Genomic DNA, 24,235 nt, shown 5'->3' on the forward strand with positions numbered 1-24,235 from the left:
GTTATGAATCATGATCCTGGGCGTGTTTCTGCGGAGTGCGGATAAACACCGCGACAGAGAGGTCGATCGCCAAAGCGAGAACCATTGCACCGGCTCCGACAAAGAAGAGCACGCCGTAGTTTCCGCCGGTTCGGGCAAAGACGAAGGAAAGTCCGTAGGCGGCTGCCGCCTGAAACAGGGCGAAGAATACGGTTGCCAGGCTCCAGGCGACTTTCTGTTGTGCCGGATGGTGTGGAAGCAGTTCTGCGATCCTTCCGAGCATTAGGGGAACCGTGCCGGTTACGAAGGCGCCGACGATCAGGCTCGAGGCAATAAGCCACGCCTGCCCGAGGCCAGAGGCGGGAATGGCGACCGCGACTGCCTCGAGAAGAAAGGCGAACCGCAGTGCTGCGGCGAAATCCGTGCGATCCGCGAGATGGCCGGCGAGAATCGGGCCGATGGTGGCGCCGAGGCCAAACAGCACCCAGTATTCCGCGCCGACCTGCAAGCCCTCTCCCAATCCGCGGGCAACGAAATCCACGAGGAAGATCATGTGCGGAACCCAGCCGGCGGCATTCAGTGCATATTCGATGTAGAGCGCACGCAGCGTCCAGCGTTTCGGGACATGCGTGGCATTATGGCTTGTGGCGGTGTGGCCGACGACATCGCGCGGCCATCCGGACCAGGCAATGATCGTGAGCAGCAGCGATAGGGCGCCGAGGCCAAGCCATGTTTCGCGCAGCCCCTGTTGCAGCAGCAGGGGAACCAATGTGCCCGATAGTGCGACGCCAGCACCGATGCCCATGAAGATTATACCGCTGGCAAGCCCTCGGCGAGACGGTGCGATCAGCGGCAGGACGGTCGGCGCCGCGAGTACCATCAGGGCGCCACCGGCAAGGCCGGCTGCGAAACGCCATGCGAAGAACCATAGAAAGCTGACAGGAAAGGCGCAGGCAAAGAAGGCTGCCGTTGCGGCAAGCATCATGATCCTGAGCGTCAGGACAGTGGAGGCACGCGCGGCGATCGTCCGCCCGAGCAATGCGCCGACCAGATAACCGGAAAGATTTGCGGCGCCGAGATAGGCGGCAGCCGAGGCTTCGAACCAGTGGGCATCGACGATGGCAGGCAGAAGCGGCGTATAGGCGAAGCGCGCAAGGCCGATGCCGATCAGGCAAGCACAGAATGCCGACAGGATGGCACGCCATGCCATCCGGGCATTCTGATGGTTCCGGTCGGTTTCATGCGCGGTAGTGTCGGTCATGGGAACTCTCTCAGCGATCTGTGCTTGAGAGAATACGCCGCGCGTTATATCATAAAAACTGAATTATTATGAGAGCAGTTATCTCAATTGGAGATAAGGCAAAGATGGACGTATCCGATCTCAGGGTTTTCGAAGCGGTATCGCGGCACGGCAGCATGAACCGGGCGGCACAGGAGCTGCACACGGTTCAATCGAATGTGACGGCGCGCATCCGGGCGCTGGAAGAGGAGCTGGGCGTCAGCCTGTTCCAGCGGCATGCAAGGGGCGTATCGACCACGCCGGCGGGACAACGAATTCTGCCATTTGTCGGTCGCATCACCAGGCTTCTGGCCGATGCCCGCACCGCCGCCAAGGATGATGGTGAGCCGGGCGGGACGCTTTCACTCGGCAGCCTGGAAACAACCACGGCGCTGCGATTGTCGCCGCTTCTCGGCCAATTCGCCAAGACCTATCCACAGGTACGTCTTGTCGTGACAACAGGTACGACCCGCCGGCTGATCGACGATGTCGTTTCATGCCGGGTCGAGGGTGCCTTCGTGGCGGGTCCCGTCAACCACCCCGATCTCGATCATGAGGTGATCTTTCAGGAAGAGCTTGTCCTCGTTACAACACCTGCCATTCGTAGAGTGGAAGATCTGGCCGGCATTGTCGATCTGAAGACTATCGTCTTCCAGATCGGATGTTCTTATCGGCAGCGGCTGGAGTCGCTTCTTGCCGATATGGGTATCGTCACGTCGAAGCCGCTGGAATTCGGTTCTCTCGACACGATCATAAGCTGCGTGTCGGCCGGCGTCGGCATCACTCTTCTGCCGAGAGGCGTCGTCGCTGCTGCTGTCCGGGAGGACAGGGTTGCAATCCACGAGCTCTCGCCGGAACGGTCGCTGGTGGATACGCTCTTCGTACGCCGATCGGACGCCTATACGACGAGCGCCATGACCGCGCTTCTCGATATGCTCGGTTCGACGCGTACGGCCTAGCTCGAAGCCATGATTTCCTGCCAGGCGCTATAGGCGGAAAGCACTGTTTCCATCTGCGCGGTATGGCCGGCGATGAATGCGTCGCCATAAATGGTCTCGTCTGGATATTCGGTGATCAAGGTCATAGGCACCGTATGGCGATCGTCGATACTGGCGAGGCAGGGGAAGCCGTTGATGATGCGGAAGCCTGTTTCGCCGGCGTGTATTTCATAGAGTGCGATCTGGCGGTCGTTGTAATCCAGCAGACCCGGTGTGGCGCCGAGGTGCCGGGTGACCTTGTCGAGAAGCTGCTCCGCCTGAGCGGCCCAGCCGGAATGATAGCGAGCAATCAGGAAAAAGCCTTTGGGCAGTGTCCACATGGCGAAATTGCGGGGAACGTAGCCGGAGAGCGGGCGCGTCCATTCATGGGTGGGGTAGCCGTGGAGATTGACGTGCAGCCGCGCGCCGCTCAGACTTTCCGCCTGGAAGCGGATTTTCTTTTCAAAGAGGTAGGGGCCGGCGGTCTCTTCGCTCCGATATTCGAGATCGTCGCCGAGCGCGGTATAGCGGGCGGCATGATACATGTGCCGCGGGCTGTCCTGGCGCAGGCGCTGATGAAGGGCGTAACCGTCGGGATTTTCGAGGGGCGAAATAGTGAAATGCGCGCCTTCGAGCTTGGCAAGCCGACGCGCGGCACGCAGAGCTCCCGCGCCGCCGGTTGTCTCGTTGGCGTGCTGTCCGCCGCTGATCATCACGGCTGCATCGCGGCCCTTGATATAGCGGGCTCTGACGGTGCGGCCGGAGCGAGTAAGGGCCTCAAACGCTTCGCCGCCAATCTTGTCAAGCTCGGCCTCGATCTGCTGTACGGCCACAGGTTCCGTTGCTGTCTCGATCTGCTGTTCGGCTCCATCCCAATAGCGAGACGTCAGCGGCTGCGTTTCCACTCGGACGAAAATATCGCCGGAGGAGGGCAGAATCTGCGGAACGATCTGCCCCGGCTTCAAACCGCGGTCGCCGAGCGGGCGGCCTGACTTTTTCTGGAAGAATTCGAGCAGCGAAAAATAGAAGTCCTCGTGCAGCGCCTCGCGAAGGCTCATGACTTCGTCGCCGATAGGCAAGGCCTCATCCAACGCCGGCAGGGCAACGCGAATGTTCAGTTCCTGGAAATAGGGTTCGGTTGCGCCCCAGTCGAAGTGCGTGACCGCGTTGATGGTCTCCTCGAAGAGCTGCTCATAGTCCGTGGCGAGCCGTTCGCCCGTCGCATTGCCGTTCCTCATGAGCCAGCCGGTCGGGGAGACGCTCGTTTCGCCGGCGGCATCAATATGGACGCGATTGGGCGCCAGCACCTTCAGCCGGCGCTCGCTGCCTGCAACGCTCTTCAAAAGAACGTCATAGTCAAAGTCGCTGTCGGCTCTTGCGACGAAGGTGATCGGGCGATTTCCGACCATGGCGGCAAGCGGATAGGCTTCCAGCCTGAAGCGGTTTTCCGGTGCATTGGGATGGACGGGATAGCGGACTTCGATCGCCTCCACATCCTGCAGATCGATCTCTTCGATGAAGGCGTTCACCAGCGGCTTGTAGGCGTTCCGAATACGCGCCCTTACGCCCTTTTCCTTGAGCGTGCGCTCGGCCTGCTGGCGGCTTTCCCTGTCATCGAAGGTCCAGGCCTCGAAATTCTGGCCGTTCGTGGCATCGGCGACGAGCCGTGCGAGCGTGCGCTCAAAGCTTCTTTCGAAAATCACAGTCATGATGTCACCTTGTCGTTCTGCCAGTCGGGTCGAGGCTGTCGCGCAGCCAGTCGCCCAGGAGATTGAGACCGAGCACGGTCAAAAGGATCGCGAGACCGGGGAAGAGGCTGACCCACCATGCCGTCTGCAGATAGGTGCGGCCATCGGCCAACATGCCGCCCCAACTCGGAATTGTCGGGTCGACACCCATGCCAAGGAAGGTCAGGCTGCTTTCCAGTAGGATGTTGTTGGCGATGTTCAGCGTCATCAGCACGATCACCGGCCCGACAAGGTTCGGCAGCAGATGCTGGAAGATGATACGCCAGTCTTTGACGCCGATGGCGCGTGCCGAGAGGATGAATTCCCGCTCGCGCAGGCTCAGCACCGAGCCGCGCACGAGGCGGGCATACTGCACCCATTGCGAGACGATCAGCAGGATGATGGTGTTGGTCAGGCTGCCGCCGACGATGGCGATAAACGTGATCGCCAGCAGGATGAAAGGCATGGCGAGCTGGATATCGGCAAAGCGCATGAGGATCATATCCCAGATGCCGCGATAATAGCCCGCGGCAAGCCCCACAAGCACGCCGAAAACAACGCCGCCGATCACGGAAATAAGGCCGACCGTCAGCGATATCTTGCCGCCCGCAACGACGCGGGCAAGCACGTCGCGTCCGAGCGGATCGGTGCCGAAGGGATGGGCGAGGCTGACAAAGGGTCTGGCAAGCCTGGCCATCAGGTCGATCTTTTCGGCCCCGCCGGGAAAGAGGACGTCTGAGAGCAGAACAGCAAGGCAGATGACGACCGTGAGCAACGTACCGAATATGAACTCGAAGCTCAGGAAACGCGAACGGCGTGAAATCGTGGCGGCCATCGGCTTACTCCGTGCGGATACGAGGATCGACGAGGCCGTAGGCGATGTCGACGAGGAGGTTGACGCCGACGATGAACAGCGCCAGCACGGTGATCACGCCCTGCAAGACCGGGTAGTCGCGGGCGCCGACGGCGTCGAATGCCAGGGTGCCGAGGCCAGGCCAGTTGAAGACACGCTCGATGACGACGATGCCGCCGAGCAGGCCGCCGAACTGGATGCCGAAATAGGTGATGAGCGGTATCGCGCAATTGCGCAGCGCGTGCTTGTAGAGCACCTTGCTTTCGCTGAGGCCCTTGGCGCGAGCGACCATGATATATTGCGACTGCAGCGTTTCCAGCATGGCAGTGCGCACCAGGCGCACATTCGTTGCCGTCAGGATGACGCCCATCGTCACCGCCGGCATGACGTAGCTCGAAATCCCGACCATGCCGCTCGGGGGCAGCCAGCCGAGCGTGATGGAAAACAACAGCACCATCATCAGCGCCAGCCAGAAATTTGGGAAGGAAAGGCCGAGCAGCGAGAGAACGCGAATGATCTGGTCTGCCGTCTTGCCGCGCGCCGTCGCAGCCTTGATCCCGAGCGGGATGGAGAGCGCAATCGAGACCACCATGGAGATGAAGGCAAGCAGCAGCGTCGCGGGCAGGGCGTTGGCAATCAGCTGGGAAACCGGCGTGCCGCCGGTGAAGCTGCGGCCGAAATTAAGTGTCAGCAGTCCCTTTAGGAAGCTGAAATACTGCACGAGGAAGGGCTGATCCGTGCCGAGGGCTGTGCGGATTCGGGCAAGATCCTCTTCCGTCATGCTGCCGCCACCCTGAAACATCATCACTGCAGGGTCGCCGGTGAGGCGGATGGCGAATGAGACGAGAAGAGTGATGGCGATCACGACGAAAATCGCCTGCAGCAATCGCTTGATGAGAAAACCGGCCACGTTCTTACCCTAAGAGCTTTCTGGGGACGCCGCCGACCGAGCCGACGGCGTCCTTCTGGATGTTTAGTCGACGGAGACTTCGTTCAGCTTGATGCGGGTATCGGGAGCGGGCACGAAGCCCTTGACCCGCTTGCTGACGCCGTAGATCGCGTTGCTATTGTAGAGCGGCAGTTCGAGCGCCTTCTCGGCGACATACTTGCCAATGTCCTTCAGCACCTTTTCGCGCTCGGCGCGCTCGGTGAGCGGGCGCTGCGATTCCAACAGCTTGTCCAGCGTCGTATCCTTTTCGTACGGATTCCACTTTTCGCCGGAGTGGTACATCGAATAAGCGGTGTTGTCGTAGTCGAAGGTCCAGCCGCCCCATTTCTGCTGGAACATCGCGCCGGTCTTGCCCTGCGGGATGATGTCGTTCAGCAGAACGTTGGTTTCATACGGCTTGATGGTGGCGGTGAGGCCGACCATCTGCAGATAGCTTGCCACGACCTGCGCCACCTCGTTCATCGTCGCGTCGTTGCCACGAATGTCGATCTGCAATGCCGCGCCCGGCTTCACGCCGGCCTCGGCAAGCAGCTTCTTGGCGCCTGCCGGATCATAGGGAAGCGGCTTCAGGTCGGGATCGTAGCCGAAGGACAGGGAGTTCTGGAAGCTGACGATTTCGGTTCCCTGTCCAGCGAGGATCGACTTGACGATCGTGTCGCGGTCGACGGCCATGATGATCGCCTTGCGCACGCGCGGATCGGTCGTGATGCCGTCGCGGGTGTTGAAGCGCAGCGCATCGACGGTCGGGCCGGGAACACTGGCGATTTCCAGCTTGGAATCGCCCTGGATGACCGGCAGCATGCCGATCGGAATGGTCGGCGGGATGACGATATCGACGCGGCCGGCCTGAAGCTCGGCAACGGCCGTCGCCGGCTCGCTGATGAAGCGGTATTCAAGCTCGGAAAGTTTCGGTGCGCCGCCCCAATAATCCGGATTGGCTTCGAGCTTGATGTTCACCTTCGGCGTATAGGAGACGAACTTGAAGGCGCCGGTACCGACCGGGTTGAGGTTGAAATAATCCTCGCCCTTTTCCTTGATGTATTTCGGCGGAACGATCATCGCGCCATAGCCGGCAAGCTTCGTCAGGAGCACGGGGTCAGGCGTCTTCAGCTTCATGTCGATCGTGTAGTCGTCGATGATGTCGATGCTTTCGATCGCGGTGTAGTTCGAGCGCTGCGGTCCCTTGGCACCTTGTTCGCCGAGCAGGCGGTCGAAGGTGAATTTCACTGCTTCGGCATTGAAGGGCTCGCCGTCATGGAACTTCACGTTATGACGCAGCTTGAAGCGGATGCGCTTGCCCTGATCCAGCTCTTCCCAGAATTCGGCAAGGCCCGGAACCAGCTTGAGATCGGGGCCACGATAGGTGAGGCCATCGAAGATGTTGGTCGAAACGGCAGCCCATGCCACCAGGAAGGTGTCGATCGGATCCCAGCTGCCCGGATCTTGCGACGATGATACCGTCAGCTTGCCCGCGGCCAGCGCCGGCGAGGCGGTGATGGCGACGCTCGACATGACGAGTGCGGTCAGAGCGGTCTTCAATCCCCATTTCATTCTTTTCATTGAACCTGTTTCCTCTTCAGATCGATATTACGGTTTGCTGTCGTTTAGGCGCTCTTGGCGATGAAATGGCCTGAAGTGATTTCCTCGTGAGCCAGGATCGGCGGTTCGTCGCCGACGCGGCGGACGGGATTGGGGATCTCACCTTCCAGCAGGGCAGTTCGGCGCTCCTGTGTCGGATCGGCGATCGGCACGGCCGAGATCAGGCGCTGCGTATAGGCGTGCATCGGCGTTTCGAAGACCTGGCGGCGACTGCCGATCTCCATGATCTGGCCGAGATAGAGCACGGCGACGCGGTGGCTGATCTTTTCCACTACGGCCATGTCATGGCTGATGAACAGATAGGCGAGCCCCCGTTCGGCCTGGAGATCCATCAATAGGTTGATGATCTGCGCCTGGATCGACACATCCAGAGCGGAAAGCGCCTCGTCAGCGATGATGAGTTTCGGATTGGATGCGAGCGCGCGGGCGATGCAGACGCGCTGACGCTGGCCGCCGGAGAATTCGTGCGGATAGCGATCGGCATGGGCAGATGTCAGGCCGACGCGCTCCAGAAGCTCATCCACCCTGCGGCGCACCTCTTTCGATCCGGAAATGATGCCGTGGGTATTGATCGGTTCGGCAATGGAGAATCCCACAGTCTTGCGCGGGTCGAGCGAGGCGAAGGGATCCTGGAAGATATACTGCACGTCGCGGCGAAGCCGGAAGCGTTCGAGCTGCGACATGGCGGCAAAGCTCTTGCCATTGAAGGTGATTTCGCCCGAACGTGCCTTCTGCAATTGCTGGATCGTGCGGCCGATCGTCGATTTGCCGGAGCCGGATTCGCCGACGAGGGCCAGCGTCTCGCCGGGATGAATATCGAAAGCGACCTTCTGGACGGCGCTGCAGCGATGCGTGACCTGGCCGAATATGTTCTTCTTGATATCGAAGCGCACGAAGAGATCGCGCACCGACAGGAGCGGCTGCTGGTCGTAGCGGGCGGTGTTCTGTACACGCTCCTCGCCGACGATTTTGGGCTCGCCGCCATCGAGCACGGTCAGCGGCATGCGTTTCGGAAAATCCTGGCCGGTCATGCTGCCAAGTTTGGGGACTGCGGCGAGGAGCGCCTTCGTATAAGGGTGCTGCGGATTGGCGAATATCTTGCGAACCGGGCCTTCCTCGACCTTCTTGCCCTTCCACATGACCACGACATCATCAGCCATCTCGGCAACCACGCCCATGTCGTGGGTGATGAAGATCATACCCATGCCGAGATCCTTCTGCAGATCACGCATGATGTTGAGAATCTGCGCCTGGATCGTCACGTCGAGCGCCGTCGTCGGCTCGTCTGCGATCAAGAGCTTCGGACGGCAGGCAAGCGCCATGGCGATCATGACGCGCTGGCGCATGCCGCCGGAAAGCTGATGTGGATAGCGGTTCAAAAGGGCGGCCGCATCCGGCAGGCGTACCATCTCCAGAAGGCGACGGGCTTCTGCCATGGCGGCGGATTTGCCGAGTTTCTCATGAAGAAGAAGGACCTCGCAGATCTGGTCACCGATGGTGAAGACGGGATTGAGCGAGGTCATCGGCTCCTGGAAGATCATGGCGATCTCCTTGCCGCGAACTGCGCGCATGTCCTTCTGCGAGAGCTTGAGCAGGTCCTTGCCATTGAAGAGGATGCTGCCCGTCTCGAAGCGCGCGCCCATCATGTCGGCAAGGCGCATGACCGAAAGCGAGGTCACCGATTTGCCGGAGCCGGATTCGCCGACGACTGCGAGCGTTCTGCCTGGCTCGACCGAAAATGAAAGCTCTTCTACCACGCGGTTTTCGCCGAACCGCACAGTCAGATCCGCTACGGACAGAAGCGGTTTATTGTCGCTTGCGGCCTTGGTCATGCGCTTACCTCGGTATTGGGCACGTCGTTCATGGCATCCGGGATGATGGCCATATTGCTCTTTGCATCGATGATGCAAACGCATTCGCTGGGATCGCTACCAAAATCGGACCGCAGCATACTCATGCCGACACTCGTTGCAGCCTGGCAAAAGCAGGCGATGTTTTTCTAAGAAACAGGCGTCTCATGAACATCTGTATCTGCGTTCCCATTATATTTGTTAGAGCTTGAGATAGCATCAAACGACAATCTGGTCTATATTGTTCAACAATTTTCATATTGGCAATCAAAATGAGGACAAATCTGCGCAAAATCGCCCGAGGGACTTGCCGTTGAAACAGGCCGACAGCCTCAGACGAGCACAGAATAGCAACCCGCTTTCCGGCAAGTGGCTGATATAGGCGGACGTTGGAGACGATTGGGCGCAGATGCCGGGAGAGCGAATGAAGCAGACAAATCTTGCCAGCATCGAGCCGGCAGTCGTCGCGGAAGCAGGGCAGACCGTTGCAGAACTGACCGCCGCCCGCATCCGAGAGCGCGTGATCAGCGGCACGCTCTCACCCGGCAGCCATTTATCGGAGGCGGCTCTTTGCGAGGAGTTGCAGGTCTCGCGCAATACGCTGCGCGAGGTTTTCCGGCTGCTGACGAAAGAGGGCGTGCTGCGCCACGAGGCCAATCGCGGCGTCTTCGTTTCCACGCCGAGCATTTCGACGATCATGGATATCTTCCAGATTCGTCGTCTGATCGAGTGCTCGGCACTCGCCAATGCACATCACCGCCACCCAAGCGTCGACAAGATGCGTGCCGCCATCGATGCCGCCGTCCAGCATCGTCAGCGTGGCGAATGGCTGGAGGTCGGCAGCGCCGATATCGCCTTTCATGCCGCGATTGTCGAGCTTGCCGACAGTCCCAGGCTTTCGGCCTTCTATGCGCAGATCTCGCTGGAGCTGCGCCTCGTCTTTGGGCTGATCCGCGATCCCGAATATCTGCACGCTCCCTATGTCGGCCAGAACGCGACCATTCTTGCGCATCTGGAGGAGGGGGCTCCGGCGAGCGCCGCCGACGCACTGGAGAAATACCTGTTCCAGGCCGAACGCTTCATTCTGGCCGCCTATTCGCGAGCGATGCCTGGCTGAACGCCCAGTTGTCCCGATTGATATGATGAATAATGTGGACAATCCACGTCGGAAGGGTGCAAGCGCAATGCAACCATTTGCGTCTCGATCAGCTTTGACGGATGGATATCCAGCGCCTCGGATGAAGGCGTGATTTGCAACATCCTCGATCCCGCTAATGACCCGCCTTCTTCCCGACGTTTTTCGCGACCCGACCATACGGGTGAGCATGCTTGCCATTTTTGCCTTTGGTTTTGCCGGCGCCGCGACGTCGCCCTATCAATCGGTCGTCGGCATCCGCGAGCTCGGCCTCAGCAACGGGCTCTATTCGACGCTGATCTTCTGCGCGGCGGCGGTGAATGTCGTCGTCAGTATTCTACTTGGAAATCTGGCGGACAGGCTCGGCCAATATAAAATGATGATGCTGACGGTCGCCACTTTCGGCGTGCTGGGCTATGGCGCCGTCTATATCGTGCCGGCGCAGGCGACTTTCGTGCTCAGCGCCTTGTTCTTCCTGCCGATCTATGGCTCGCTCAACTCGCTGCTCTTTGCCAATGTCCGCGTTGCGACGAGGGGAATGGAGCGCAACGATATCGCCACGGTCAATTCGGGCGTGCGGGCGATGATCTCCCTTTCCTGGGTACTGGTTCCCGGCATAACCGGAGCATTGCTTGCCAATTCGGCGAGCATGCTTCCGGCCTATCTGTTCGCAGGTCTCGCCTGCGTCGCCTGTTTTGGATTGATCGCGATTTTCCTGCCGCGCCAGGATGGCATAGACAAGGCGGCGGCACATCACCTTTCCTATCTTGCCGCGCTTGGCGAGGTCATTTCGCCGCCGGTCTTTCTGCGCCTTATCGCCGTCGCGCTGATCAGCAGCACGCTGCATGTCAACGGCGCCATCCTGCCACTTATTGTCACCGGTGCGGCACACGGAACCGTGGCGGACATCGGCATTTTGGTTGGGATAGTCGCCCTTCTCGAAATCATCTTCATCGTCGTTTGGGGACGTGCGCAGCGGATTATGAGCCACGTCGTGGCGCTGGCGATCGGTACCGTGATCTATATCATCTATCTGGTCCTGCTCGGATTGGCGTCGGCGCCCTGGCATGTCTATGCGCTGACCCTCATCAGCGGGATCGGGGCGGCTGCCCTGATCAGTATTCCGATCACCTATCTGCAGGATCTGATTGCCGAGCGCCCGGGTTTGGGCAGCGCCTTGATCTCGGTCAATATCTTTCTAAGCGCAGGGCTTAGCGCCCTTCTTTTCGCAATCGGCACGGCCGTCAGCAATTATTCCGGAACGGCGCTTATCGGGGCCGCTGCCGGTTTGCTGGGGCTTGCCTTGCTGCTCTTCTTCGAAAGAGCGAAGCTGCATGGCTGGTGATCGTTCGTCTACTGAAATTGATTGACGAGGCATCGAGTATTGCCTAAGTGATAAAGTCATCTGATGATTTGATGAAAATTCAGCCATGCGCGCTCTGACAAAAATGACGCTCGCGGATACCGCCGTTGAAGCAATCCGCAACGAAATCACCGCCCGACGTTGGCTGGTCGGGGAAAAGCTGCCGAACGAAGCCTCCCTTTCATCCATGCTGTCGGTCAGCCGCGGTACGATCCGCGAGGCGGTGAGGGTGCTGGTGTCGCAGGGTTATCTCGAAACTCGGCAGGGATCCGGGACCTATGTTCGGTCTAACAGGGATGTCAGTCTCCCCCTGGATATGGCGCGTCGCGCTGGATTGAGGGATCAGTTCGAGGCCCGGCTTGCGCTGGAGGTCGAGGCCGCGCGGCTTGCCGCGCTGCGCCACTCACCGGACGTTGTTTCCCAGTTGCGCGCCTTGCTGGTTGCTCGCGGCAATTATACGGGCGGCGATAAGGCCGCATTCGTCGAGCGCGATCTTGCCTTTCACAGGGCGGTCGTTGCTGCCTCGCAGAACAGGGCCATGATCGAAATCTACGAGTTCTTCTCTTTCTCGATTGCCGAAACCATCGAGGCGACGCTCGGCGAGGATATTCCCGAGCCGGATATGCAGGCGCATATCGCCATCGTCGATGCCATCGAAAGCGGCAGTCCCGAAGCGGCCGACAGAGCCGTGCGCCACTTCATGGCCCCCATCGTCGCTACTCTTGATCGGTTGCTTATGTCATGACCATGCCGTCGCAAAATCCCGCCTCGGTCGAATTGATCGATGCCGAGGCCGATGAAATTCCAGCACCGCTGCCGCATGGAGGCAAATCGCCGATCGGCAGGTTTCTGCTGGGTGCGAGCCTTGTGCTCATCGCTTTCAATTTGAGGCCGGTCTTTTCCAGCGCATCGACACTTTTGCCGGAGATACGGGCCGGACTTGGTCTCTCCGCCTTCGGCACCAGCATTCTCACGACCTTGCCCGTCATCTGCATGGGACTGTTTTCACCACTTGCGCCAAGGCTCGCACAACGCATGGGCACCGAGCGTGTTCTGCTCGGCGTCGTTTTCCTTCTTGCACTCGGTACGACGCTACGGGGCTTTTCCTCGATATCGCTGCTGTTCTTGGGAACGGGCTTGGCCGGTGCCTGCATTGCGATCGGCAATGTGCTGCTGCCGGGCGTCGTCAAGCGCGACTTCCCCGACAGGGCGGCGCTGATGACGGGTTGCTATACGATGGCGCTATGCGCGGGTGCTGCGAGTGCGGCCGGGTTCACCCTTCCCGTCGAACATGCTCTCGGCGGTTCGCTGGGCGGCGCGCTCGCCATCTGGGCCCTGCCTGCCTTCGCAGTCGGACTTCTCTGGTTGCCGCAGGTGATCAGAGCGCACAGCCAGGCGCGGCGCACCGGCTTTCGCGTGACTGGTTTATGGCGTGACCGCATTGCCTGGCAGGTGACGCTTTTCATGGGGCTGCAATCGGCGCTCGCCTACTGCATCTTCGGCTGGCTCGTGCCCATTCTGCGCGAGCGTGGTCTCGACGGCGTGACGGCTGGCGTCATCGTGTCGGTCTCGGTCATGGTGCAGGCGGCCGCCTGTCTGGTGGCCCCACATATCGCCGTTAAGGGTAAGGATCAGCGCGCCATCAACGTCAGCCTCTGCGCGATCGCAGTCATCGCCTTGCTGGGTCTGCTTTTCGCTCCGCTTTGGACAGTCTGGTTCTGGGCCGTACTTCAGGGCATCGGTCAGGGTGGATTGATCGCGGTGGCGCTGACGGTCATTGTGTTGCGTTCGCCCGACGCGCATGTGGCGGCGCATCTCTCCGGCATGGCGCAATTCGTCGGCTATTTGCTCGCTGCAATTGGCCCCCTCGTCGTCGGCATGATTCATGGCTGGACGGGAAGCTTTGCCTGGTGCGCAGTGTTGTTCGTGCTGCTCGGTCTCGGGGCTGCGATCAACGGCTGGTTTGCCGGCCGCGCGATCACCGTCAATACGAGGACAATCGAAACCCCATGATGGAATAAGTGCTTGTCGCTTGCAGAGTGATGGGTGAGGGCGCGGAAGCGCCGGGGCAGATCACATATGGGGTCGCCGGCAGAGGGCGGTTCTATCGATGCGCCAGCAGCCGGGATGAATTTGCTCACGCAAGAGCGATCGCTCATTAAAAAACGCAGTGCACGCTCACGGCGCCTGGCGAAGCGCCCGGGGATTATCCGATCTTGCGTTGCCGGCGGGGCGGCTCAACCACCGGAGGAATCTCGGTCGCGCCCTTGGCGTGGCCAAGGAGAGCCTTCTTGGCCAGCGTCGATCTTGCGGCGGCATAGGAGGCACACACCATTGGATAATCCGCAGGCAAGCCCCATTTCCTTCGGTATTCTTCGGGCGTGAGACCATACTTGCTGTTCAAGTGCCGTTTTAGGGATTTGTATTTCCCACCGTCTTCCAGGCACACAAGATAATGATCCGTGATGGATTTCTTGATCGGGACCGCTGGCTTCTGAGACTTTTCCATCGGCGCTGTCGACGGCACAAGTTGCTGAGAGCCTGCGAGTGCGGAATAAGTTTCCGCAATGAGCCTCGACAAATCTTTCATCGCGAGCGTATTGTTAAGGACGTAGGCGGAGACGATCTTGCCCGTCAGCTCAAGAAACCTTTCGCCAGCGACAGTATTTCCTGTTTTCATTTCCCGCCTCCCACGATTACTTTAATTATTTATGCAATATGGTTTCGGCTTTCAATGGAAGATTGAGCGATTTTGGAGATTATTTTTTAGGGTTATTGTTATAGTAAATATGAGGGGCTTAGGATCTGCAAATTGTTATTTGCTCTGCATGGGCGTTCTCGAACTCACGGTCTCTGCTGCTTGACCGAAAGTCGATAGATTTCCACGAGGTAAGCCATATCGTGCTTTGGCTCTGCCGGAGTCGAATGTTAGTTGCCGGGGGATAGACTATATTGTCGATGAAATGGCAGGACGTGATGTTCGGTAAGCGGCGCCATGACGATATCAGGCGGATTTTGTGGTGAAATCCAGCGAATCTCCTCGATCTCGGCCGTTGCTCCGATTTCGGCATCGCCCACGTGCAGCCGGAATATATCCGCAATGACGGTATGGTCCGGCTCGTTGGCGGCCGGCGCCTGGAAGCGGCCGATGAAAGTCAAATCGCTTGTGTTTACCGTGAGGCCGAGCTCTTCGAAAGCTCTCTGACAACGGCTGCCTCTGCCGTTTCCCGCGGCTCGATCTTGCCTCCCGGTTGCATGAAGGCAATCGTGCCGCGCTTGCGCACAAGCAGCGTTTTTCCATCCGGGCGTAGTACCAAGGCCGCCGCTATCCGTATCGTTTTCGCCATGCCGTGATCTGAGCGGATTCGCCGGTAAGTTTCAACGCTCATAATGTCTGCGCATGGTGCCTTACGATAGCCGTTTGGCGCCCGGCAACGTTCATCGTTACGATGCTGTCAGATGCTGCGGGAAAAATGCGACGATCGCAGTACCGAACTACTTGTGGGATGCGCCGCGTTGCTACCTTGCATAAACAGATAGCTTGTTATATTCTTTCTATAAAGTTGAGGCGTTCATGACCGACTCGATCCAAGTTCAATTGCGGAAGGGCGTGCTCGATCTTTGCGTCCTGGCCGTACTCTCCCGGGGCGAAAGCTACGGCTATGAAATTGCGAGCACACTTGTCGCGGCGGTCGGCATGGGTGAAGGAACGATCTACCCGCTGATGCGCAGGATGCAGAATGACGGCTTGGTCGCGACCCGCATCGTCGAGTCGAGCAACGGGCCGCCGCGTAAATATTATCGGCTCACGCCGCTGGGGCGTTCGATTTTCGAAGCGCATCGCCGCGATTGGCTGACGTTAGCAGGCTCCGTCGACAAGCTACTTGAGGATTTACCATGAGCAGGGAAGCCTTTTTGCGCACGCTGAGATTGGGGCTTGCAGGCCTGCCTCCGCACGAGATCGATGATATCGTGGCCGACTATTCTGCCCATTTCTCCGAATCCGAGGCGTCAGGCCGAAGCGAGGAGGAGGTTTGCTCCGCGCTCGGCGATCCCGCCAGGGTCGCAAGGGAATTGCGTGCAGATGTCGGGCTGCGTCGTTTCGAGGCGCAGTGGAGCGTACCGAACCTCTTGGCCGCCATGATGGCTCTGGCGGGCCTTGCCGTCGTCGATATCTTCTTCCTGCTACCTTTGCTGTTTGCGGCGATTTTCGTGACGCTCGGCCTTGCGATCGCTTTGGTAGCCGTTGGCGCCGTCGGTCTGAAGATTGTCGTGACGACCGTGCTGTTTCACGTCGGCTTGCCCTCCGTCGGCATGCTGGCTCGTCTGCTTGTTGGCGCCGGGCTGGTGAGTTGCTTCGTGGGCGGCGGGGCCTTGCTGCTGATGGGGTTGAGTTTGGGTATCCGCATGCTTGGGCAATATGCCCGCCTGCATTTCCGCTTGGCGCAGGTAGACGAAAGCCGCGCTTGAACGCTGGGCCGCGAATCCTTGGAGGAAATGAACAATGAACGGGAAATTGGCGACTATCGCGACGACCGGACTGATTTGTGCATTCGTCTTTCTTGCGCTCGGCATCGGGCTTTCGGGGCCGGATTGGGCCAATGCAGGGCATTGGTGGGGTGGCACGCAATCCAGTTGCGGATCTGCCGCATCCGGTGGACAGCAGGTTATCCTGCCTTTCAGCTCCAATGGCAGCCTGACGATCGATATTCCGGCCTCTGTACACTATCAGCCGGGCGGAAGGGCGGAGGCCGTCATAACCGGCGATCCAGCGCTGCTCAATCATGTGCGGCTGGAGGGCGGAAGGCTGAGCATGGATTGCAATCCGGGTTGGTCCAATTCCAAATTCGACGTCAGCCTGTCAGGACCGCTCGTCACTGATTGGAGAGTACGGGGCAGCGGCGATCTCGCTCTGTCGCAGCTCGATCAATCAGACCTGCGCCTGAGGATATCCGGAAGCGGCAGCGTCACGGCCACGGGAAGCGCGCGCTCGGTCGATCTCGATGTATCCGGTTCGGGCACCGCGCGCCTAAAGGACCTGGCCGCTCAATCCGCGAAGATCAGAATTCAGGGCAGTGGCGACGCGGAAGTCGCCGCTGCTGCGGATGCTGATGTTTCGATCAGCGGAAGTGGCAATATCGAACTCTACGGGCATCCGGTGCTGCGGCGTTCCGAGATCAGAGGCAGCGGCCGCCTGGTTGAGGTGCCATGAGGTCAGTGCGACGAAACTTCTCGTGATAGCTTTGACCTCTTATAGGGCCCGTATTCAGCGCTCACCTTGCTTTGGGTGATTCTCATGTTAATCAGTGAGAATCGTAATCGAAGCGAATATGCCGAATGCAGAGCAAAACAGACGCTAATGCCAAGCCACGCCCGGAGCCTGACACGAGAAAGGCACAATCAAAGAGACTGCTGAGCGACCGCCGCCGTTCTCTGGCGATCGGACTTCTGCGCGCCCGTGAAGCGGTCATGAGCCATTTCCGACCGATCCTGGTGGCGCATGATGTGACCGAGCAGCAATGGCGTGTCATTCGCGTTCTCTATGAAGGCGGAAAGCTCGATGCCACGGAACTCGCAGACAAGGCATCCATTCTTGCCCCGAGCCTGACGCGCATGATCCGTTCGCTCGAAGAGCGCGGCTTTATCACCAAGCATAAGGATGATGCCGACGGCCGCAGGGTATTGTTGCAGATCACGGCGGCCGGGGAGGCGGTTGTCGAGGACGTTATGCCGGAAAGCCTGAAGGTCTATGCAGATATCGATGCCCGGTTCGGTGTGGAGCGCGTCGAGAAGCTTCTCGATATGCTGGATGAACTGGCGGCATTGAAATTGGAGAATGGCTCGGTCGGCGAGGAGTGATGGGCCGCTTCGGTTTTATTGATCCGCAAAATACGCAATAGGCGAACGACGACCGCCGTGGCCCCTGCTGTTAATAGACCTTGACGTCCTCAGGCGGCTTGGCTGCATCCGCCTTCTTGAAATCGTCAAGAAGCTTGATGGTAGCATTGGCAAGCAGTGTGACGTCGTTGCCGATCGCGACGAAGGTCGCGCCGAGCTCCAGATAGCGTTTTGCCAGAGAGAGATCGCCGATCAAGATGCCTGCCGCCTTGCCATGCGACTGGATTTTTGCGAGCGCCTTTTCGACTTCTGCCTGCACTTCAGGGGCACCCGGCTTGCCGAGATAACCCATGTCTGCGGCGAGATCGGATGGTCCGATAAAGACGCCGTCGACGCCTTCCGTCGAGGCGATGTCGTCGAGCGCCGCAAGTCCGGCGTGGCTTTCCACCTGCAGAAGCAGGCAGATCTCGTCATTGGCCGTCGCAAGGTAGTCCGGAATGCGGTTAAAGGCGGAGGCGCGGGCGAGGGCTGCGCCGACGCCGCGTACGCCATGCGGTGGGTATCGCACCGCCTTGACCATGGTCTCGGCCATCTCCTTGCTGTCGACCATCGGGATGAGCAAGGTCTGCGCGCCGATGTCGAGCATCTGCTTGATGATCCAGGTTTCGCCGATCGGCGGACGGATCACCGCATGGCTGGGCGTGCCTTTCATCGCCTGCAGTTGCGAGACGAGAAGCGGCACGTCGTTCGGGGCATGCTCGGCATCGAGCAGCAACCAGTCGTAGCCGGCGCCCGCGCAGATTTCGACCGTGTAGGCATTGGCGAGCGCCTGCCAGAGGCCGATCTGCGCCCGACCTTCCTTCAGAGCCTGTTTGAAGAGATTTTTAGGCGCCGGCATACTTCACTCCTTCATGCGAAAAACAGGCTGACCGATCCGTAGGGGCCGAAATCGGCATTGATCGTATCGCCATGCCGCGCCTCGATCGGGCGGATGAAAGACCCGGCGAGCACGATCTGACCGGCTTCGATGCCGTCGCCATATTGCGACAGGCGATTGGCAAGCCAGGCGATCCCGCGCGCGGGCTGGTTGAGCACACCGGCGCCAAGCCCGGTTTCCTCCACTTCGGCATTGCGGCTGACGATCGCGCCCATCCAGCGCATGTCGATCTCACCCGGCCGCACAGCACGGCCGCCGGTGACGATGCCGGCATTGGCGGCATTGTCGGAAATAGTGTCGACGATGGTGCGCGCCGTCTTCGTCTCCGGATCGACGCGAAGGATGCGTGTGTCAAGGATCTCGAGGGCTGGCGTCACATAGTCGGTGGCATTCAGCACATCGAAGATCGAGATATCAGGCCCCTTGAGCGGCGCCTTCATGACGAAAGCGATCTCGGCTTCGATACGCGGCTGGATGAAGCGGTCGGCCGGCACTGTCGCGCCATCTTCGAAGACCATATCGTCAAAGAGCACCCCGGAATCGGGGATGTTGATGTTCAGCGCATATTGCATCGCTTTCGACGTCAGCCCGATCTTCCAGCCGATGGGTTTGCGGCCACTCGCGATCTTCTTCTGCACCCAGGCGCTCTGGACGGCATAGGAATCATCCATGGTCATCTGGGGATACTTGAGCGAAAGGAGCCCTGTCTGGACGCGCGTCCGCTCGGCCTGATCGAGGTTTTCGGCCGCGGCCTGGATTTCATCTTGCGACAGCATCAGCGCACCTCATCGGCGATGGTGTTTCTCAGGATGCCAAGGCCATCGGCCTCGACTTCGACGACATCGCCGGGCTTCAGCCAGATCGGCGGATCGAAGCGGGCGCCGGCACCGGTCGGCGTGCCCGTGACGATCACGTCGCCGGGCACGAGCGTTGTGAAGGTGGAGATATAGTTGATGATCTTGCGGAAAGAGAAGATCATCCGGCTGGTACGGTCGCTCTGGCGCACTTCGCCATTGACGCGCGTCGTGAGCGCAATGTCGTCGAGCTGCGCTGCATCGGTGAAGGGGATCAGCCAGGGGCCGATCCCGCCGGTATTGTCGAAGTTCTTGCCCTGGGTGACGTTGAATTTTGCGTGCCGCACCCAGTCGCGGATCGTGCCCTCGTTGCAGAGCGACAGGGCCGCGATATGGGAGAAGGCATCGGCTTCGGCAATCCGGCGGCCACCCTTGCCGATGACGATGACGACCTCGCCTTCATAGTCGAGCTGCGGGCTTTCCGGCGGCCGGATCAAGGGCTGTTCGTGCCCTGTAAACGACCGCGGAAAGCGGATGAAGAGAGAGGGATTGGAGGGGGCGGCCTGCCCATCCTTGTATTCCTCATTGCGGTCGGGGAAATTGACCCCGACGCAAATGATCTTTTCCGGCGACGGAATGGGAATCTCGAAGCGGATGTCGTCAAGTGCGAAATCCGGCTTCAATGATTTGGCTTCTTCTGCGAGCCGAGCGAGGCGACCGGCCTCGATCACCTCCCGCAGCGTCGGCCAAGTCGCGCCGTGGCGCGCGGAGAGGTCGACGACACCGTTGCCGACCGCAAGTCCATAGCCATGACGGCCGTTTCTCGAAAAGGACAGGAATCTGGGATGGGTCATGCTTTCACGGCCTTCTCTTGACCTCAGACGACGCCGCCGAGGCAGACATATTTGATTTCGGTGAATTCCTCGATGCCGTAGCGCGAACCTTCGCGACCGAGGCCGGAGAGCTTGACGCCGCCGAAGGGCGCTTCGGCCGTCGAGATCAGGCCGGTATTGACGCCAACCATGCCGTATTCCAGGGCTTCGGCAACGCGGAAGACGCGGGCGAGGTCCTTGGCATAGAAATAGGAAGCAAGGCCGAACTCGGTGTCGTTGGCCTGGGCGATGACGTCGGCCTCGTCCTTGAAGCGGAAGAGGGGAGCCACCGGCCCAAAGGTCTCTTCCTTCGCGACGGCCATGGCAGGCGTGACATCGGCAAGTACGGTTGCCTCATAGAAGCGCCCGCCGAGCTGATGGCGATGCCCACCGGCAATGACACGGCCGCCCTTGGAAAGCGCATCGGCGACATGCTCTTCGACCTTGGCAAGGGCCGCCTCGTCGATCAGCGGGCCGAGATTAATGCCTTCGTCGAAGCCATTGCCGGTCTTAAGCCCGCCGACCGCCTTCGAGAGCTTCTCGGTAAAGGCGTCGTAGACGCCCTCCTGCACGTAGAGCCTGTTTGCGCAGACGCAGGTTTGGCCATTGTTGCGGAACTTGGCGATCAGCGCGCCTTCGACGGCGGCATCGAGATCGGCATCGTCGAACACGATGAAAGGCGCATTGCCGCCAAGCTCCAGGCCGAGTTTCTTGATGGTCGGCGCGCTCTGCTTGTAAAGTTCCGCACCGACCTCTGTCGAGCCGGTGAAGGTGAGCTTGCGCACGACCGGGCTTGCGGTCATCTCGCCGCCGATGGCACGGGCCGAGCCTGTCAGCACACTGAAGAGGCCCTTGGGCAGGCCGGCACGTTCGGCCAGGATCGCGATCGCAATTGCCGAAAACGGTGTCTGCGAGGCCGGCTTCAGCACCATGGCGCAGCCGGCTGCAAAGGCCGGACCGGCCTTGCGGGTGATCATCGCATTCGGGAAGTTCCAGGGCGTGATCGCCGCGACGACGCCAATCGGCTGCTTCATGATCAGAATGCGCTTGTCTTTCTGGTGGCCGGGAATGATGTCGCCATAGACGCGCCGGGCTTCTTCCGCAAACCATTCGATGAAGCTCGCGCCATAGGCGATTTCACCCTTGGCTTCGGGCAGCGGCTTGCCCTGTTCGGCTGTCAGGATGCGTCCGAGGTCATCCTGGTTTTCCATCATCAGCTCGAACCAGCGGCGCAAGATGCCGGAGCGTTCCTTGGCCGTGCGGGCCGCCCATTCCCTCTGCGCGACTTCGGCTGCGGCAATCGCCTTTTTGGTCTCGGCAGCACCTAGATTGGGAACGAGGCCGATGATTTCGCCCGTTGCGGGATTGTCGACCTTGATCGCATTGGATGGATCGGCCTCGATCCACTCTCCGCCGACCAATGCGGCCTGCCGGAACAATGTTGCGTCTTTCAATTTCATGACTGCCTCCTCGCGCTTTCGAACGTTGGTGAGAGCGGGCGTTTTCCACCCGCTCTCAAGGGTAACGCTTAAGGAGCGATAATCGGCTGTGCCTTCAGATCAGGCTCGGCCACTTCCGCACCGGCAAACAGGCTACCATGTTCGAACCAGGATTTGGGAGCGGGTGCGCCCCACAATGTCTGGCGCTGCGGATCCTTGAGATCCCATTTGATCGGTTCCAGATCGGGATCGACGGTCTGGTAGTCCGAGCAATAGATCTCGATGCGGTGGCCGTCGGGATCGAGAATATAGAGGAAGAAGGCGTTGGAGATGCCGTGGCGGCCCGGGCCGCGCTCGATATTGGTGACCCAACCTGTTGTTGCCATCAGATCGAGCAGATCGATGATGTTGAGCGGCGTCGGCACCCAGAAGGCGGTGTGGTGCAGGCGCGGGCCGCGGCCATTGGTGAAGGCGATGTCGTGGACGCCGCCCTTGCGATGCGTCCAGGCCGCCCAGAGACGGCCGGTTTCTTCGTCCTCAGTATATTCGGTGACGCGGAAGCCGAGCTCGTTGTAGAAAGCGACGCTTTCGTCAACATTGGTCGAGAAGCAGTTGAAGTGGTCGATGCGCAGCGGCTTCACGCCCTTGTAAAGCGCGTATTTCTGATGGATCGGCGGCAGGCGGTCCATCTTCGAATAGAACTCAAGCGGGATGCCGTGCGGGTCGCGGGTGCGGAAGGTCCGTGCCTGGTAGGGACGTTCGACCCATTCAACCGGCAGGTCCTTGTCCTTGAAGAAATGCGCCGCCTTGTCGAGATCCTCGTCACTGAAGACCTTGAAGCCGAGATCGCGGGCTTCGGCCTTATCGGACTTTTTCAGCACGATGCAATGATGGCCGCGCTCTTCCATCGCACGCAGGTAGATCGTGTCGGCCGTCTCGTCCGTCACCTGAAGGCCGAGCGTGTCGACATAGAAGGCGCGCGACTTGGCAAGATCGGTGACGCCGAACTCGATGTGGCTGAGGCGCACGATGTTGAAGGGCGGATAGAGATTGGGTTTCGGCAGGGGCATTTGTTCCTCCTCTTATGCGTATTTATGTGCGTTGGCGGCTCAGCCGCCGAGTTTCTGGATCGCGTGCGGCTTGGTGGCGAAGGCGACGTTCTTGGTTTCCATGTAAAAATCGAAGGACCAGTCGCCGCCGTCGCGGCCGATGCCGGAGCTCTTGACCCCGCCGAAGGGCGTGGGCAGGTGACGGACGTTTTCCGAATTGACCCAGATCATGCCGGCTTCGAGATGATCGGTGAAACGGAACGCGCGAGTGACGTCGGAGGTCCAGAGATAGCCGGTCAGGCCGTATTGCACGTCATTGGCCAGTGCCAGCGCGTCGGCTTCATCCTTGAAGGGAATGGCGGTCAGCACGGGACCGAAGATTTCTTCCTGCGCAATGCGCATCTGGTTGTTGGCACCGGTGAAGAGTGTGGGCGAGACGTAGCAGCCACCGCCCGGGCCGTTGACCTTCTCGCCGCCGGCGGCAAGCGTGGCACCTTCCGAACGGCCGATCTGAATGTATTCCAGCACCTTCTTTTCATGCACGGGATGGACGAGCGGGCCGACGACCGTTTCAGGATCGAGGGGATGGCCGACCTTGATGCGCTTGGCCTTTTCGGCGACGATCGCGGTGAATTTGTCGTAGACGCTTTCCTCGACCAGCAGGCGCGAGGACGAGGTGCAGCGCTCGCCGTTTAGCGAATAGATCATGAAGACGGCGGCATCGGCGGCGCGCTCGAGATCGGCATCGGCAAAGACGATGACCGGGTTCTTGCCGCCAAGCTCGAAATGCACCCGCTTCAGCGTATCTGCCCCCTGCTTCATGATCATCGAGCCGGTGCGGCTTTCGCCGACAAAACCGATCGCCTTGATCAGGGGATGTTCCGTCAGCGCACGACCGGCATCTTCGCCCATACCGTTGACGAGGTTCCAAACACCCTTCGGCAGGCCGGCTTCCTCGGCAATTTCGACAAGCAGGCGGGCCGTCAGCGGCGAGAATTCTGCCGGCTTGTGGACGATGGTGCAACCGGCGGCAAGCGCCGGCGCGATCTTCCAGGTCGACAGCATGAAGGGCGTATTCCAGGGCGTGATGATGCCGACCGGGCCGATCGGAACGCGCGTTGTCAGGTTCACCTGGCCGTCGGCGCGGATCGCCTTGCCGTCACGCGCTTCTGGTGCGCGGTCGGCGAAGAAACGGAAGTTTTCCGCGCCGCGCAGGGCGGCCTTGGCCATGAACTTCAGCGACTGTCCGGTGTCCATGCACTCGACAAAAGCGATCTCTTCGGCGCGGGCGACGATCGCGTCGGCAATCTTGTGAAGGAGTTTCTTGCGCGCGTCACCGGGCATCGCAGCCCATTCAGCAAAGGCGGCTTTTGCGGCCTTTGCGGCGCGATCGATATCGGCAGCCTTACCGTGAGCAACGGTTGCGAGCGGCTTCAGATCAACGGGGGATATGGTCTCGAATGTGGAGCCATCATCGGCACGCACATCCTCGCCATTGACGTGGTTCAGTACGCCGTTATCCTTGAATCGGGCGAGAAAGCCTTCGGCCTTTGCGATGTTTTCCTGCAGTTTGGACATCGTCTATTCCTTTGGTG

General features: G+C 60.0%; 22 protein-coding genes and 1 pseudogene. 9 read left to right on the plus strand and 14 right to left on the minus strand.

Annotation, left to right across the window (positions count from 1 at the left end; all coding sequences use genetic code 11):
- Position 1: 1 nt before the first annotated feature.
- Positions 2-1,240: a YbfB/YjiJ family MFS transporter gene (locus RTCIAT899_RS25830; RefSeq protein WP_015342774.1), complete on the minus strand. Its 1,239-nt coding sequence runs from the start codon at positions 1,238-1,240 to the stop codon at positions 2-4.
- A 104-nt stretch (positions 1,241-1,344) separates the two neighbouring features.
- Between RTCIAT899_RS25830 and RTCIAT899_RS25835 the strand changes: the two genes are divergently transcribed.
- Positions 1,345-2,217 (plus strand): LysR family transcriptional regulator, encoded by an 873-nt coding sequence (locus RTCIAT899_RS25835; protein WP_015342775.1) that lies wholly within the window; start codon positions 1,345-1,347, stop codon positions 2,215-2,217.
- On the opposite strand, the gene RTCIAT899_RS25840 is transcribed toward RTCIAT899_RS25835, so the two are convergent.
- The 5 genes from RTCIAT899_RS25840 to RTCIAT899_RS25860 form a co-directional block, all read right to left on the minus strand.
- Positions 2,214-3,944 (minus strand): M14 family metallopeptidase, encoded by a 1,731-nt coding sequence (locus tag RTCIAT899_RS25840; RefSeq protein WP_015342776.1) that lies wholly within the window; start codon positions 3,942-3,944, stop codon positions 2,214-2,216. The two genes, RTCIAT899_RS25835 and RTCIAT899_RS25840, sit on opposite strands and share 4 nt — an antisense overlap.
- A 4-nt stretch (positions 3,945-3,948) precedes the next feature.
- Entirely contained in the window at positions 3,949-4,797 is an 849-nt protein-coding gene (locus RTCIAT899_RS25845; protein WP_015342777.1) for an ABC transporter permease, read from the minus strand.
- 4 nt (positions 4,798-4,801) lie between these two features.
- A complete protein-coding gene (locus tag RTCIAT899_RS25850; RefSeq protein ID WP_015342778.1) occupies positions 4,802-5,725 on the minus strand; it encodes an ABC transporter permease in 924 nt (307 codons plus the stop codon).
- A 63-nt stretch (positions 5,726-5,788) separates the two neighbouring features.
- A complete protein-coding gene (locus RTCIAT899_RS25855) occupies positions 5,789-7,315 on the minus strand; it encodes an ABC transporter substrate-binding protein (protein WP_376766878.1) in 1,527 nt (508 codons plus the stop codon).
- Positions 7,316-7,368: 53 nt separating this feature from the next.
- Complete coding sequence (locus RTCIAT899_RS25860) at positions 7,369-9,195, minus strand: ABC transporter ATP-binding protein (RefSeq protein WP_015342780.1); 1,827 nt, start codon at positions 9,193-9,195, stop codon at positions 7,369-7,371.
- Between the two features lie 442 nt (positions 9,196-9,637).
- On the opposite strand from RTCIAT899_RS25860, the gene RTCIAT899_RS25865 reads away from it, so the two are divergent.
- The 4 genes from RTCIAT899_RS25865 to RTCIAT899_RS25880 all read left to right on the plus strand — a co-directional run bounded on the left by RTCIAT899_RS25865 (position 9,638) and on the right by RTCIAT899_RS25880 (position 13,724).
- Positions 9,638-10,330, plus strand: a complete 693-nt coding sequence (locus tag RTCIAT899_RS25865; protein ID WP_041678176.1) for a GntR family transcriptional regulator — start codon at positions 9,638-9,640, stop codon at positions 10,328-10,330.
- A 157-nt stretch (positions 10,331-10,487) separates the two neighbouring features.
- Complete coding sequence (locus RTCIAT899_RS25870) at positions 10,488-11,693, plus strand: MFS transporter (RefSeq protein WP_015342782.1); 1,206 nt, start codon at positions 10,488-10,490, stop codon at positions 11,691-11,693.
- 85 nt (positions 11,694-11,778) lie between these two features.
- Positions 11,779-12,456, plus strand: a complete 678-nt coding sequence (locus tag RTCIAT899_RS25875) for a FadR/GntR family transcriptional regulator (protein ID WP_015342783.1) — start codon at positions 11,779-11,781, stop codon at positions 12,454-12,456.
- Positions 12,453-13,724 (plus strand): CynX/NimT family MFS transporter, encoded by a 1,272-nt coding sequence (locus RTCIAT899_RS25880; RefSeq protein ID WP_015342784.1) that lies wholly within the window; start codon positions 12,453-12,455, stop codon positions 13,722-13,724. Before RTCIAT899_RS25875 ends, RTCIAT899_RS25880 begins: the two co-directional genes overlap by 4 nt.
- Before the next feature lie 193 nt (positions 13,725-13,917).
- Here RTCIAT899_RS25880 and RTCIAT899_RS25885 read toward each other — a convergent pair whose 3' ends face one another.
- A complete protein-coding gene (locus tag RTCIAT899_RS25885) occupies positions 13,918-14,391 on the minus strand; it encodes a Ros/MucR family transcriptional regulator (RefSeq protein WP_015342785.1) in 474 nt (157 codons plus the stop codon).
- Positions 14,392-14,639: 248 nt separating this feature from the next.
- Positions 14,640-15,058 (minus strand): annotated as a pseudogene (locus tag RTCIAT899_RS25890) (NUDIX hydrolase).
- A gap of 227 nt (positions 15,059-15,285) precedes the next feature.
- Here RTCIAT899_RS25890 and RTCIAT899_RS25895 point away from each other — a divergent pair.
- From RTCIAT899_RS25895 to hpaR, 4 genes are all read left to right on the plus strand, one after another.
- Positions 15,286-15,612 carry a PadR family transcriptional regulator gene (locus tag RTCIAT899_RS25895; protein WP_015342786.1) on the plus strand — a complete coding sequence of 109 codons (327 nt, stop codon included), beginning with the start codon at positions 15,286-15,288 and terminating at the stop codon, positions 15,610-15,612.
- On the plus strand, positions 15,609-16,181 hold the full coding sequence (locus RTCIAT899_RS25900; protein WP_015342787.1) for a DUF1700 domain-containing protein: 573 nt from the start codon (positions 15,609-15,611) through the stop codon (positions 16,179-16,181). Before RTCIAT899_RS25895 ends, RTCIAT899_RS25900 begins: the two co-directional genes overlap by 4 nt.
- Positions 16,182-16,215: 34 nt before the next feature.
- Positions 16,216-16,923, plus strand: coding sequence for a GIN domain-containing protein (locus RTCIAT899_RS25905; protein ID WP_015342788.1), 708 nt, complete (start codon positions 16,216-16,218; stop codon positions 16,921-16,923).
- 125 nt (positions 16,924-17,048) lie between these two features.
- The gene (gene hpaR / locus RTCIAT899_RS25910) at positions 17,049-17,570 is read left to right on the plus strand and encodes a homoprotocatechuate degradation operon regulator HpaR (protein WP_015342789.1); all 522 of its coding nucleotides are present in this window, start codon (positions 17,049-17,051) and stop codon (positions 17,568-17,570) included.
- A gap of 70 nt (positions 17,571-17,640) precedes the next feature.
- Here hpaR and hpaI read toward each other — a convergent pair whose 3' ends face one another.
- The 6 genes from hpaI to hpaE form a co-directional block, all read right to left on the minus strand.
- Positions 17,641-18,447, minus strand: a complete 807-nt coding sequence (hpaI, locus tag RTCIAT899_RS25915; RefSeq protein WP_015342790.1) for a 4-hydroxy-2-oxoheptanedioate aldolase — start codon at positions 18,445-18,447, stop codon at positions 17,641-17,643.
- 11 nt (positions 18,448-18,458) lie between these two features.
- Complete coding sequence (gene hpaH, locus RTCIAT899_RS25920) at positions 18,459-19,262, minus strand: 2-oxo-hept-4-ene-1,7-dioate hydratase (protein ID WP_015342791.1); 804 nt, start codon at positions 19,260-19,262, stop codon at positions 18,459-18,461.
- Positions 19,262-20,134 carry a fumarylacetoacetate hydrolase family protein gene (locus tag RTCIAT899_RS25925; protein WP_015342792.1) on the minus strand — a complete coding sequence of 291 codons (873 nt, stop codon included), beginning with the start codon at positions 20,132-20,134 and terminating at the stop codon, positions 19,262-19,264. The genes hpaH and RTCIAT899_RS25925 overlap by 1 nt, the downstream gene beginning before the upstream one ends.
- Positions 20,135-20,157: 23 nt before the next feature.
- Positions 20,158-21,612: an NADP-dependent succinate-semialdehyde dehydrogenase gene (gene gabD, locus RTCIAT899_RS25930; protein WP_015342793.1), complete on the minus strand. Its 1,455-nt coding sequence runs from the start codon at positions 21,610-21,612 to the stop codon at positions 20,158-20,160.
- A 68-nt stretch (positions 21,613-21,680) separates the two neighbouring features.
- Complete coding sequence (gene hpaD / locus RTCIAT899_RS25935) at positions 21,681-22,661, minus strand: 3,4-dihydroxyphenylacetate 2,3-dioxygenase (RefSeq protein WP_015342794.1); 981 nt, start codon at positions 22,659-22,661, stop codon at positions 21,681-21,683.
- Positions 22,662-22,700: 39 nt separating this feature from the next.
- A complete protein-coding gene (gene hpaE / locus RTCIAT899_RS25940) occupies positions 22,701-24,218 on the minus strand; it encodes a 5-carboxymethyl-2-hydroxymuconate semialdehyde dehydrogenase (protein WP_015342795.1) in 1,518 nt (505 codons plus the stop codon).
- Positions 24,219-24,235 lie beyond the last annotated feature (17 nt).

Source organism: Rhizobium tropici CIAT 899 (assembly GCF_000330885.1).
GTDB lineage: Bacteria > Pseudomonadota > Alphaproteobacteria > Rhizobiales > Rhizobiaceae > Rhizobium > Rhizobium tropici.